General features: G+C 43.6%; 10 protein-coding genes and 2 pseudogenes. 5 read left to right on the top strand and 7 right to left on the bottom strand.

Annotation, left to right across the window (positions count from 1 at the left end; all coding sequences use genetic code 11):
* Positions 1-287 precede the first annotated feature (287 nt).
* Entirely contained in the window at positions 288-986 is a 699-nt protein-coding gene (locus K6V30_RS03720) for an SIR2 family NAD-dependent protein deacylase (protein ID WP_010535767.1), read from the top strand.
* Here the strand turns inward: K6V30_RS03720 and K6V30_RS03715 are convergent.
* The 3 genes from K6V30_RS03715 to K6V30_RS03705 form a co-directional block, all read right to left on the bottom strand.
* On the bottom strand, positions 978-1,196 hold the full coding sequence (locus K6V30_RS03715; RefSeq protein ID WP_010535766.1) for a hypothetical protein: 219 nt from the start codon (positions 1,194-1,196) through the stop codon (positions 978-980). The two genes, K6V30_RS03720 and K6V30_RS03715, sit on opposite strands and share 9 nt — an antisense overlap.
* A gap of 13 nt (positions 1,197-1,209) precedes the next feature.
* Entirely contained in the window at positions 1,210-1,560 is a 351-nt protein-coding gene (locus K6V30_RS03710) for a helix-turn-helix domain-containing protein (RefSeq protein ID WP_022301238.1), read from the bottom strand.
* A 74-nt stretch (positions 1,561-1,634) separates the two neighbouring features.
* Entirely contained in the window at positions 1,635-2,408 is a 774-nt protein-coding gene (locus tag K6V30_RS03705) for a class I SAM-dependent methyltransferase (RefSeq protein ID WP_010535764.1), read from the bottom strand.
* Between the two features lie 562 nt (positions 2,409-2,970).
* On the opposite strand from K6V30_RS03705, the pseudogene K6V30_RS03700 reads away from it, so the two are divergent.
* The 3 genes and pseudogenes from K6V30_RS03700 to K6V30_RS03690 form a co-directional block, all read left to right on the top strand.
* Positions 2,971-4,347 (top strand): annotated as a pseudogene (locus K6V30_RS03700) (family 43 glycosylhydrolase); the annotation flags it as partial.
* Positions 4,348-4,359: 12 nt separating this feature from the next.
* The gene (locus K6V30_RS03695) at positions 4,360-5,145 is read left to right on the top strand and encodes an SGNH/GDSL hydrolase family protein (protein ID WP_224207308.1); all 786 of its coding nucleotides are present in this window, start codon (positions 4,360-4,362) and stop codon (positions 5,143-5,145) included.
* A 15-nt stretch (positions 5,146-5,160) separates the two neighbouring features.
* Positions 5,161-7,521: a glycosyl hydrolase 115 family protein gene (locus K6V30_RS03690; RefSeq protein ID WP_055271466.1), complete on the top strand. Its 2,361-nt coding sequence runs from the start codon at positions 5,161-5,163 to the stop codon at positions 7,519-7,521.
* Positions 7,522-7,548: 27 nt separating this feature from the next.
* Here K6V30_RS03690 and K6V30_RS03685 read toward each other — a convergent pair whose 3' ends face one another.
* The 4 genes and pseudogenes from K6V30_RS03685 to K6V30_RS03665 form a co-directional block, all read right to left on the bottom strand.
* Positions 7,549-8,034, bottom strand: coding sequence for a hypothetical protein (locus K6V30_RS03685; protein ID WP_055271464.1), 486 nt, complete (start codon positions 8,032-8,034; stop codon positions 7,549-7,551).
* 124 nt (positions 8,035-8,158) lie between these two features.
* Positions 8,159-9,995, bottom strand: a pseudogene (locus K6V30_RS03680) (helix-turn-helix domain-containing protein).
* Positions 9,996-10,045: 50 nt separating this feature from the next.
* Complete coding sequence (locus tag K6V30_RS03670; protein WP_055271462.1) at positions 10,046-10,801, bottom strand: glycosyltransferase family 2 protein; 756 nt, start codon at positions 10,799-10,801, stop codon at positions 10,046-10,048.
* Positions 10,794-12,059: a glycosyltransferase family 4 protein gene (locus tag K6V30_RS03665; protein ID WP_055271460.1), complete on the bottom strand. Its 1,266-nt coding sequence runs from the start codon at positions 12,057-12,059 to the stop codon at positions 10,794-10,796. Before K6V30_RS03665 ends, K6V30_RS03670 begins: the two co-directional genes overlap by 8 nt.
* Before the next feature lie 105 nt (positions 12,060-12,164).
* On the opposite strand from K6V30_RS03665, the gene wecC reads away from it, so the two are divergent.
* Entirely contained in the window at positions 12,165-13,367 is a 1,203-nt protein-coding gene (wecC, locus tag K6V30_RS03660) for a UDP-N-acetyl-D-mannosamine dehydrogenase (RefSeq protein WP_010535757.1), read from the top strand.
* Positions 13,368-13,374: the final 7 nt, after the last annotated feature.

The following is a 13,374-nucleotide window of genomic DNA, read 5'->3' as shown; positions in this document are numbered from 1 at the left end:
TAGTATTTAAAAATTCTTATATCCGTGAAAGTTAGTCTTTTTTTCTTGGAGGAATTAATTCCTTCCTTCTTAAGATTTAATTTTAGTACGCTTACTGTGTAAGTTCGTTTATGCAAGAATTTATTCGTCTGACAGCTGTTGAATTTTCGTATATCCGCTACTAAGTCTTCGCATGACTGATAGTAAACTCCTGTATCCGGAGGGTCAGATTATACGTTCGGAAGGTTTCTTTTATTCAATGATTCTGCTTACATTTGTATGTCATTAAAATTAAAGGAGGAGTGATTATGAAGAATATGGTAATATTGACGGGTGCGGGCATGAGTGCCGAGAGTGGAATCAGTACCTTTCGCGATGCGGGTGGTTTGTGGGATAAATATCCTGTGGAGCAGGTGGCTACACCCGAGGGATACCAGCGAGACCCGGCATTGGTGATCAACTTCTATAATGAACGAAGGAAGCAATTGTTGGAAGTGAAACCGAATCGCGGACATGAGTTGCTGGCTGAACTGGAGAAGAGTTTCAATGTGACTGTTATCACGCAGAATGTAGATAACCTTCACGAACGTGCCGGAAGCAGTCACATCATTCATTTGCACGGTGAGTTGACAAAGGTTTGTTCTAGCAGAGACCCGTACAATCCCCATTATATAAAGGAATTGAAACCGGAAGAGTATGAAGTGAAAATAGGAGATAGAGCTGGTGACGGAACTCAGTTACGTCCTTTCATTGTCTGGTTTGGAGAGGCGGTACCGCAGATTGAGACAGCTATTCAATACGTAGAGAAAGCGGATATCTTTGTCATCATCGGTACTTCTCTCAATGTATATCCTGCGGCAGGTTTGCTACATTATGTACCGAAAGGAGCAGAGGTGTATCTGATTGATCCGAAACCGGTGGATACACATACTTCCCGTTCGATACATGTGATTCAGAAGGGCGCTTCCGAAGGGGTGGCAGAGTTGAAAAAGAAGTTATTACTCTAACTCTGATGCGAAAATATGATTATTCCGGAGAGTTTCCGAAATTTCGAGTGCGGTGATATTGCTGCACTCGATTCTTAAGATTTTCTCCCAGTCTTCAAAATCTACATTCCATTTGCTGATCTGTGGGAATCGCGCCAGGAGGCTGCCGATTAATTTGATGTCCCGTCTTTTGGTGACTGAAGTACGAAAAATTAGAATCTGATTTTCCATGTCTTTTAGGTGTTTAGTCCAGTGAACGAAATTCACGGATAGTGATATTGAAATGTTGCTTAAAGTTGCGGCTGAGAAGCGACAGGCTGCTGAAACCGCAGAGCCGGGCTATCTCCGTCGCAGAAAGTTGCTTTTCGCCTTGCAGTAGCAGGGCTGCTTTTTCGATTCGGGCTCGTTTAATATATTCTGTAGGTGTCTCTCCAATCAGAACAGTGAAAACACGATGAAAATGAAAAAGGGAAAAGCATGCGATTCCGGCCATTTTTTGTAATGATAGCGGCTGATCTATATTCTGATGGATATAGTCTGTGACTTTTTTGATTCGTAACAGATATTCTTGCTTATTTATATCTTTCGTTTCCATATCTTTTGCAAAGTAAAGGATAATAAGCGCCGGAGAGTTATCCTGTCTTGCTAACTTCTCCGGCAGTTGGTTAATTATCTTTTTTGTCCTATATAGAATACGTAGCCATAATATTCTTTATACTTATGATACAGACTCTGTTCATACCGTTGATTGGCAATGAAGTCTTTGACTGCGTTATTCTCTGGGTGTTCCTTCAAAAATGCCTCTTGAAGCGAAACTTGTGGGGCATAGAAGTGTTCCGTCCAGCACTTCTCCGGTAGAATGAAATGGGCGGTCGGGATGTATCCGGCTTTTTCCATCTGAGCTGTTTTTGCGGGAATCGTATTGATTTCGGGATAAGCATCCATCCAGAAATCTTCTATTTCGGCAGGACGTTCCGGAGTGAACCAGGATACTTCCGTGACTGCGATGAAACCGTTCTTTTTCAGAAATCTGTTCCATTCGTTCATGCCACGTTCGAATCCGATGTTGTAGATAGCTCCTTCCGACCAGATAAGATCGAGTTCTTCGTTCTGGAACGGGAGATGATCCATCGACCCGGTGATTCCTTTCACTCTGTCCGAGCAAAGGGCTTTTGCCGCATTTTTATTGAATATTTCAATAAAGTCCGGGAAAAGGTCTATGCCTGTGATTTGTCCTTTGGTGTACTCTGCCAGTGTGATGGTTTGTCCGCCGGTACCACAGCCGATGTCGGCTATCTGTGATTTTTCCGATAGCTCGTTGATAAAACTCAGGGCTTTTTGAGTGGCTTCGGGACTTCCGGGACCTTGACGTTCGAGTGATTTGAAGTAATTACATATAAGTGTAAAATCGAAATCGTGGATAGATGTATGGTTGTTACTCATTGTTTTTAATGTTTTAAGTGTACGTCGAATGGGGGTGTATGATGGTACCTGTAGCCATTAGACCTTACAGTTGTTACTATTTTTAGAGAATAAAAAGTAACTCTGACATGAAGTATGTCGGAGAAAATAAAGGGATAATCTGTAATGAGAGGAAGACTTACAGATTATTTACAGAACGGAATCCTTGCGGAATGTAAATGTGGTAAACATTCAATTATTCTTTATTAGTTCGGGAACAAAGATATGATTTTAGCTGTAATGATTAATAGAATCTTTCAAAAAAAATGCTGTTGGACAGTATTTTAGCAAGAATCGTCAAATATGTTTGTTGTTGTGGTGGTATTAAATCTCTTTTATATCTTGATGTAGAATGTGGATTTTGTCAGTCATGACTGTAAATTTGGTGATGTAATTCGGGTCTGTGGACGAAATTCCATCTTTATTGCATGTTTGTCTATGTGTAGATTGGATGATATCACTTACTTTTGCGGGAAGATATGTAAACATCGTATTTGTGTTTGTACGAAGCATGAGTATGAATAAAAAGTGATAACAAAATATTATGAAAAACTGGATGTTATTAGTTGTCCTTTCATTGCTGTTGTGCGGAATGAGTTGGGCTCAGGGAACTGAAAAATTGATATACAATGGTGTGCCTTGGTTTGATGATCGTGGAGAGATTGTAAATGCGCACGGTGCCTGTATTGTAGAGGAGAATGGCAGATACTATCTTTTCGGTGAATGGAAATCGGATGAAAGTAATGCTTTCCCCGGTTTTAGCTGTTATTCTTCCGATGATTTGGTGAACTGGAAATTTGAACGTGTAGTGTTGCCAATGCAGCCAGACGGCATACTTGGTCCTAATAGAGTAGGCGAGCGGGTAAAAGTTATGAAATGCCCTTCGACCGGTGAATATGTGATGTTTATGCATGCAGATAACATGAATTATAAGGATCCTCACATTGGGTATGCTACTTGCAGCACTATTGCCGGAGAGTATAAACTTCATGGTCCGCTTTTATATGAGGGTAAACCTATCCGTCGTTGGGATATGGGAACTTATCAGGATGTAGATGGTACCGGGTACTTACTGTTGCATGGAGGAATTGTTTATCGTTTGAGTAAAGATTACCGTTCGGCAGAGGAGAAAGTGCTGTCGGGAGTTCCCGGTTCTCACGGAGAATCTCCGGCAATGTTCAAAAAAGACGGGACTTATTTCTTTTTGTTTTCTAATCTTACCAGTTGGGAGAAGAATGATAACTTCTACTATACGGCTCCTTCTGTAAAAGGGCCTTGGACGAGCCAAGGACTATTTGCTCCCGAAGGTAGCCTGACATTCAATTCTCAGACGACTTTTGTTTTTCCTTTAAAGCGTGGGAATGATACCATTCCTATGTTTATGGGAGACAGATGGTCTTATCCACATCAGGCTTCAGCGGCTACATACGTCTGGATGCCGATACAGGTGGATGGAACAAAGCTTACCATACCGGAATATTGGCCTGCATGGGATATGGATCAGATCAAACCGGTAGATCCTTTACGTAATGGTAAACTCGTTTCACGTGAGGAGATAAGCCTCAGTAATCCGGCTGAGTGGAAGATGGAAAACGGTCATCTGGCTTCGAATGTGGCAGGAGCCAGTCTAAATGTACCTTTTGATGGTTCCCGGATGGTTGTTGTGGGCGAAACAAATGCTCATAGCGGGTATGCGCAAGTGAATATCTTGAATAAGAGAGGAGAAAAGATCTATTCTTCATTAGTTGACTTTTATAGTAAGGTAAAAGATGAGGCCATACGTTTTATGACTCCTCCGTTAGTAAAGGATGAATATACATTGGTGGTGGAAGTTACGGGAAATAAGCCTACCTGGACTGATAAAACGAAAACCATCTATGGCAGCAATAACTCTTATGTAACAATTAAAGATATATATTACGTTCCGACGCAGGTGGTAGAAACGGGTTTTATAGATGGAAACCCGAAAGGCTTTATCCGGCATCCGTGGCAAGGAAAGCGAGTAGGGTACTTGGGAGACTCCATTACAGACCCTAATTGTTATGGTGATAAGATAAAGAAATACTGGTCATTTTTGGAAGAATGGCTGGGTATTACTCCGTTTGTCTATGGGGTAAGCGGGCGGCAATGGAATGATGTACCGCGCCAGGCTGAACAACTGAAGAAAGAGCATGGAGAAGAGGTGGATGCTATTCTTGTATTGTTAGGAACGAATGATTTTAATGAAGGTATACCTGTCGGAGAATGGTATACTGAGAAAAAAGAACAAGTTATGGCTGCTCGTGGAAAGACTAAAAAGCTGGAAACTCGTATAAAACGTACGCTTGTAATGGATAACCGGACTTACAAAGGGCGTATTAACATAGGGATAAGCCGTTTGAAAAGTTTGTTCCCCGATAAACAGATTATATTACTGACTCCATTACACCGTTCGTTTGCCGATTTCGGCGAAAAGAATGTGCAGCCGGATGAGAGTTATCAGAACCGTTGTGGCGAATATGTGGATGCTTATGTTCTTGCTGTGAAAGAGGCTGCCAATGTATGGGGAGTTCCGGTCATAGACTTTAATGCAGTAACTGGAATGAATCCGATGGTAGAGGGGCAACTGGAATATTTCTATGATCCGACTTTCGACCGCTTGCATCCGAGTACGAAAGGGCAGGAACGCATGGCCCGTACATTGATGTATCAGTTGCTTGCATTCCCTTGTAATTATTGATAAACTAAGACTTTTATGAGATATAAGACATTATTTTTTTTATTGACTTTCGTTTGGACTGCTTTGTCGGTCACCGGCAAACAGCGGGATTTTGTGCTACAATCCGGCATACCTGTACCGATAGCCTGCAACAGTTCTGAAGAACAGGTAGTGCACACTGCTTTAGAATTACTCCGTCGGGATCTTCAAACGGTGCTATCGGCAACAGCCAAAGTTGAAACGAACACAGGAACTATTCTAATAGGTACAGCCGGCAGGAGTGAACTGATCGATCAGTCGGGAGTGGACACCTCCGTCTTAAAAGGTAAGAAGCAGGCTTTCTTGCTGACTGTTTCGCCCGAAGGAAAACTTATAGTGGCCGGTAGTGACGGGCACGGCACTGCTTACGGCATACTCGAAATATCCCGTTTGCTCGGAGTATCTCCTTGGGAATGGTGGGCGGACGTAACTCCGGAAAAAAAGAAACTTTTTAAACTTTCCTCCAAGTTCCGCAGCGTACAGTCACCTTCCGTAGAATATCGCGGTATCTTTATCAATGACGAAGATTGGGGACTGATGCCATGGAGCAATAAAACCTATGAACCTTCGGACGTGAATGGAGAAATAGGTCCGCGCACGAATGAACGTATCTTCGAACTGCTGCTTCGCTTAAGAGCTAACACCTACTGGCCGGCCATGCACGAATGTACGCTCCCCTTTTTCCTGACTAAAGGCAATCGGGAAGTGGCAAAGAAGTACGGGATCTTTATGGGGGCTTCCCATTGTGAACCGATGGCTTGCAGTGCTGCCGGAGAGTGGAGACGAAGAGGGAATGGAGCGTATGACTATGTAAATAACAGTGCTGCTGTCTATAAATTCTGGGAAGACAGGGTGAAAGAAGTGGCAGATCAGGAAGTACTCTATACGCTTGGTATGCGTGGCGTACATGATGGCAAGATGCAGGGTGCCAAGACGGTAGAAGAGCAGAAAGCTGTGTTGGACCGTGTACTCGCTGACCAGCGTGGCTTGATAGAGAAATATGTGAATAAAGATGTGACTCAGGTTCCTCAGGTTTTTATACCTTATAAAGAAGTACTTGATATTTATAACGCCGGCTTGCAAGTTCCTGATGATGTGACCCTGATGTGGTGTGATGATAACTACGGCTATATCCGTCACTTCCCGACTGCTGAAGAGCGTGCCCGCAAGGGAGGAAACGGTATTTATTACCATGTCTCCTATTGGGGACGCCCGCACGATCATCTGTGGCTGAGTACGATGAGTCCTTCATTGATTTATCAGCAGATGAAGCAGGCGTACGATCAGGGAATGCAGAAAATATGGATTCTGAATGTGGGAGATATCAAACCTGCCGAATATCAGATTGAACTTTTCATGGATATGGCGTGGAATTTGGAAGCGGTTGCCCAAGAAGGAGTCACGGCACACCTGAAGCATTGGCTGGAACGGGAACTGGGTACTTCCCCTGCCAAGGAATTACTGCCTGTTATGCAAGAATATTATCGTCTTGCCCATATCCGCAAGCCGGAATTTATGGGGAATACGAGGGAAGAAGAGAAAGACCCTGCCTACCGCATAGTGAAAGACCTGCCTTGGAGCGAGGAATTTATAAATGAGCGTTTATCGTCTTATGACAGACTGTCGGAAACTGTAGAGAAGGTTACCTTTCGGATTCCTGCCGATAGGCAAAGCGCTTATTTTGAATTGGTGAAATATCCGGTGCAGGCTGCGGCACAAATGAACCGGAAGCTGCTGTTTGCCCAGTTGGCACGCCATGGAAAGGCAGATTGGGAAAAGAGTGACGCTGCTTACGATAGCATTGCCGCACTTACCCAACACTATAATTCATTGGAGAATGGCAAATGGAACCGAATGATGGATTTCAAACCCCGCAAACTTCCTGTATTTAACCGTGTAGAAAGGAAGGAAGCTACTACTCCGATGATACAAGAGCGTTCTGCTATCTATCAATGGAACGGTATGGATGCCTCAAAAGGAAATTTCATTGGTCACGAAGGCTTGGGATACGCAGGTAGGGCAGCAGGGATACTTATGGGCAAAGCGCTGACTTTCTCCTTTAGCGACTGGAAGGCGGATGTAGTAGAGGTGGAAGTCCGATTATTACCTAACCATCCTGTACATGGAACACAACTACGTTTTTCTGTCTCTATTGACGGAGCTGAACCGAAAGTGATATCCTATGAGACAAAAGGACGTAGCGAAGAATGGAAGGAGAATGTTCTTCGTAATCAGGCTATTCGAAAGATTGTACTTCCTGTGTCCGGAAAGAAATCTCATCAACTGGAGATTAAGGCATTGGATGAAGGGGTAGTATTGGATCAGGTGATGCTTTACGTTCCTTCTGTTTCAGAGTGATATATCAGCAGGATAGAAAGCAGGCCATCAGAGCGTAAGCTTTTTCATTATATTATTAATGATCTGGATAAACTCTTCGGGAGAAACGTCCAGTGAATTGGAATAATTGAACCGTTCGGAAACCGGTATTCTTTTTTTGAGTTCCGTGTTTTCGTTTATGTTACGTAATAATCGCTTACGGCAGTCCCGCAGTTTACGCTTATAATGCAAGAGGGAAAAAGAAAGCATTATTATAATTGATAGCGATATGATTAAAAGTATCACTAGTATAAGGTAGGCATCGGTGGTGGTACTATTTAAGTTCGCAGCTACTGTTGTTTCAGCACAGACAGATGTCGGAGAACCGCATACAAAAAATAATAAAATAGAGAACAAGCCAAAAGATTTAAAACATCTAAAGGCTTGTTTTTTTAATATGCCCTTATTACAAACGCATTCGCGTTGTGTATTTATAGACATATCCCCAGATATCAAATGATGATAGTCAGGTTTGTTTGTTTCTTTGAGTTCCATTTTAGTCGTACTGTTTGTTTTTTACTAAGTCTGGCTCAAAGGTAACAAGCTTGGGTTTTATATCAAAAAATCCGATTCGGTTGTTGTCTCACTTATTCACTCTCGTTATCTCAATTTTTCACTTTTAGTCGTTATTGCATTCATTTTCAGATATTTTTAATCCTGATCGGAATTCAGTGGGGGTTACCCCGAATTTTTCAGAAAAAAGACGGTAGAAGGTTTGGACGGTACTCATACCACACTCTTTAGCGATGGCGTCTATCGTATAATATGGATGCTCTTTCAGCATTCCGACGGCATATTCTAACCGGAGATTGTTGACATACTTTGAGAAACTGGTTCTGGCATATAATTTAAAGAGTTGTGCAAACTTATTTTTTGGGATATAGATTATTTTTATCAGTTCTTCTCTTGAAAAATCGGGTTGTAAGAAAAGCTGGCGATTAATAATCTCGCGTTCTACTCTGTCGAACATACTTTTGTCATATAACATATTTTTGTTATCTTCATCCTTATCTGAAGGCATATTCGCGGAAGCATTTTCTATTGTTATGTCCGTTTCTGTAGTGGACACATCTTCGTTTTCTTTGGGGGTGGTTTGTGGTTTATCTTCTGCTTGTAGTTGTGCTTTTAGAATAAAGTTTTCTTCTTTTCTTTGGTAAAGTTCCTCTCTATATGCCAGTAAATCCTCAATGGTACCGACCATTGCTTCATTTTTACGGCGTATAGCCCGGTTGTAGCGTATTGTACGCCACAAGAATACCGCTGACAAAAAGACAATACAGCCTACAAATATCAACAAGGCATTTCGCATGCGTATGTCGGCGGTTTGTTGCTGAATAAACAGGTCTTTCTCGTGGGTTTCATAAATAGTGGCCAGTTCCAGTGCCGAACTTTTTTGTTCTCTGTTCTTAATGCTGTCTTTTAACATTGCAAGCTGCTGAAAATATTCTGCGGCAGTTAGGTAATCACCTTTTCGTTTATATGCTTCTCCGAGAGAACTTTTGATGCTGGTCATGTGGTAGGTAATGGTATCCCCTTGTGCTCTAAGTGATTTTTCACGGGCAGAATTCATAAGGATCACGTCGTCGTACATTTTCCGGTCTAATAAGTAGGGCATAATCAGGTAATTGTCCCGATCGAATACATTACTTAGAGATAGAAACTGTTTGTAATAACCGTCAGCCTCTTTCAATCTTCCCAGCCGGGACAGTACAACTGCATAGTGGGCATACATTGCTTTCTTTTCTTTCTCGCCCAGTTCCTCCATTGGAGTTTCTTCGCCGGTTTCTGCTACGACTACTTTTTGCAATGCTTCAAGGGTTTGAAGGGCTTCATTGTTCCGTCCGTCCCGTTCTTGAAATATGAGCAATGTGTTATAGTCATAGCCGCAGGTTGTCATATTTGTATTTGTAGTCTGTTTTTTCCATTAGTTCGACAGCTTGTAGCATAAACTCATAGCCTTTCTCTTTATTTCCTTGATAATAAAGCATCTTTCCCATGTTGAACAGAGCTACGGACTGCATCGCTTCGTTACCGCATTGTTTCGACTTTTTCAATAACATTTCTACATACTGTGCTTTCTTCGTTTCGTTATGAAGGCAATCGTAGCAGGAGATCATGCGGTGTATTTGTTCCATGTTTTGTTGGTCGTCCGCTTGTATCGAATCACTTTGCAGTGCGCGTCCATAGAATTTTAGCGCCTGATAGTATTTGCCGGTGTTGAAGTACAAGTCACCTTCGGTTATATCTAGTTTAAATCCGGGGAGGGAGTTTCGTTTTCTTAGTTTTCCCATGATTTGCAATGCTTTGTCGAAGTCAGAGAATGTATATTCGTATACATAATCTGCCGTTATCAGGCTGTCAGGTAACGAGTTGTCTTTGGCTTGAATTTTAGTTCCGATAAGATTGATTACGACAATCACCCATGTGAAAATAGTTGTAAGAAGAAGATTCTTCATAATTTTTATAAATTAAGTTTGCCAAAGGCTCTTTCGGTAATTTCCGTAGGTTACTGTCCCGGCTTCGTAATCAACCGCAGTACAAACCACGCGTGATGTGCTGCGGTGCTTATCCATCCATAATGTTTTGCCATAATGCGGAATCGTTCTTTAAGGGACGCTTTCCGGTTTTGTGTAGTCATTCCTTCATCCAGATAGTCAATGATTGTCAGGTGCGTATTGTGTAAAGTACGCGCCTTTTTCATGATACGGATGCACCAGTCGAAATCTGCGGAATACCGGTAATTTAAATCATAAGGCTCCACTAGTGTATGTCTGGGAAAGAATGCCTGATGACAGACTAACATTCCCTGTTTGAAACTTTTCCAGTTAAGCTTTTCGGGTGTGGAAAGCCGGCGCATGTGCAGAAAGTGCCTTTCTTTATCGACAATCGCGGTTTCCCCGTAAATAACGTCGGGAAGTGCGTTGCCATTGATGCTGTGCACTATCTGTTGCAAAGTATCGTCTTCGTGAAAGCAGTCGCCCGCATTCAGAAAACAGAGATAGTCGCCGCCGGCGAGGGAGATTGCCTTGTTCATGGCATCGTACAGTCCTTTGTCCGGTTCGCTGATGACGGTGTGTATCCGTGACCGGTATCTGTCGATGATAGAGAGAGTACCGTCTTTGGAGGCTCCGTCCACAATGATATATTCTACATGGTGATAGGTCTGCGAGATAACACTTTGGATGGTATCTTCCAGCACTTTTTCGGCATTGTAGGTCACCGTGATAATCGAGAACTTGGGAGTAGGATGGACACTATGCATATTTCCCTGTTATTTTGTTATAAACGTCCGTGTACTTCTTGGCTATGATACTTTCCGAATAGTTGCCTATGGCTTTGCGGCAGGCTTGTGCGGAGAGTTCCGCATATTCGGGCTCCGTCAATATCCAGTGGATGCCGTTGGCCAGGTCTTCTGCCGACTTGCGCTGAGCTACATATCCGTTGTGCAGATGATCGATCATTTCCGGTATGCCTCCGGTATTGAAACCTACACAAGGCACACCGCAGGACATGGCTTCCATGACCATATTCGGCAGGTTCTCTTCGAGAGAAGGTATCGCAAAAAGGTCTACGGCATTGTATATATCGACCAGTTCGTGTTCATTCTTAATATAAGGAAGCGGATAAACACGGAAAGGAATCAAGTCTTGCAGTTGCTGAGACTGATTGCCGAAAACGACTACGCCCAGTGAGTCTTTCCATTCCGGATGCTTCTCTACCAACAGCTTGCAGGCTTCTATCAGATAGTCGATCCCCTTTCGTTTATCTGTGATCTTGACAGAACCGAAAAGAATCAGTTTGCCTTCCTGCGGCAGCCTGCATTTCCTGCGGGCTTCCTGCTTGTTATGGGGTTTATACAGGTTGGTGTTGATGGCATTCGGGATATTGATAACGGTTTGTCCGGTGAGCAACCCGCTGACTTTGGCCTTCTCTGCCAGCCAACGGCTACAGCCTACAAACGTGATAGGTGCCTGACTATAAATCTCTTTCTTTTTCCGGAAGATTCGGGTGGATAAGTCTTTCTTGCCACCTCCCCCGTAGATGTAGGGACAGTGATGGCATTCCTGCTCGTAATTTCTGCATTCGCGTGCATAATGGCAGATACCGGTACACGGCCACATGTCGTGCATAGTCCATACTACAGGTTTGCCGGATGTCAGAATCTTGCGGATGGTGTTGAGTGACAGCATTCCCTGGTTGATCCAGTGCAGGTGGATGACATCTGCCTGCTGGAATTCGGGAAGCGAAGTGATGTCCGTGCCGGTATTGGCAATATCTACGGCGAAGAGATCATTCTTCTTGAAACGGTTGGCTTTCCAGATGACAATGCGTTCCCACATGAATTTCCATACGTGCAGCCAGCTGCGCTTTAGTCCGACAACGCTGATTTGGTCTGTTTGCTTGTCGCGTACCAACATTTTTGCCTTGATGCCGTTGTTCTTTAGCGATTCCATCAGGCGTCCGGCAGCGACAGCCGCACCACCTATTCGTTCGGAAGTATTGATGATTAGTACCCTCATGCTTTCAAAATGTTTGCACAAAAGTAGTGGTTTTCAGTGAAAATCCGTACAAAGTCACATATTATTTGTACTTTTGCCACACTTATTAATAAGGAGATATTGAACATGAAAAAGGTTGTGTTTTTAGGATTGGGCTATATCGGCCTTCCTACGGCAGCCGTTGCTGCCGCCCATGGTTTCGAAGTCATAGGTGTGGATGTGAATCCTTCTGTGGTAGAAACAATCAACCAGGGAAAGATACATATTGTTGAACCTGAACTGGGTCAGGTAGTCAGGGACGTAGTGCAGAAAGGAAAGTTACGGGCAGTGTGCAAGCCGGAAGCGGCAGATGCCTTCTTTATCGTAGTGCCTACCCCATTCAAGCAAAACCATCGGGCGGACATCACTTATGTGGAAGCGGCAACCCGCTCCGTGATCCCTTATCTGCAAGAGGGCAACTTGTTCGTCATTGAATCCACTTCCCCGGTATATACTACCGAACGTATGGCGGAAGTGATCTATAAAGAACGTCCCGAACTGAAAGGGAAGATACACATCGCTTATTGCCCCGAACGCGTATTGCCGGGAAATACATTATATGAACTGGTACACAACGACCGTGTGATCGGCGGTATCGATCCGGCATCTACCGAAAAAGCCATCGAATTCTATTCCGCTTTCGTACAAGGCAAACTGCACGGCACCAATGCCCGCACGGCAGAAATGTGTAAACTGACGGAGAACTCTTCCCGTGACTCACAGATAGCCTTTGCCAACGAACTTTCCATGATCTGCGACAAAGCCGGAATCAATGTATGGGAATTGATTGAACTGGCAAACAAGCATCCGCGTGTGAATATCCTCCAGCCGGGTTGTGGCGTAGGTGGCCACTGCATTGCAGTAGACCCCTGGTTCATCGTATCCGACTATCCGGAACAGGCGCAGCTGATCAAGCGTGCCCGTGAAACGAACGATTACAAGGCAGACTGGTGTGCGAACAAGGTGTTGGAAACCTGCCAGAAGTTTGTAGAACAGAATGAGCGCGAACCCATCGTAGCATGTATGGGGCTGGCTTTCAAACCGAACATCGATGATTTGCGGGAGTCTCCCGCTAAATATATAGCTTCCCGTATCATCTCCGAATCGAGAGCGGATGTGTTGATTATCGAACCTAATATCAGCACTCATAAAAGTTTCCATCTGACAGATTACCGGGAAGCATATGAGAAGGCGGATATTATCGTCTGGCTGGTTCGTCACGATGTGTTTGTAGCGCTGCCGAAAGAAGACGGAAAGATCGAACTGGACTTCTGCGGAGTGAGACGATAAAGAGATT

This window comes from Bacteroides faecis (assembly GCF_020091505.1).
In the GTDB taxonomy this organism is placed as follows: Bacteria; Bacteroidota; Bacteroidia; order Bacteroidales; family Bacteroidaceae; genus Bacteroides; species Bacteroides faecis.
This window is presented reverse-complemented; position numbering and strand designations above follow the sequence as displayed.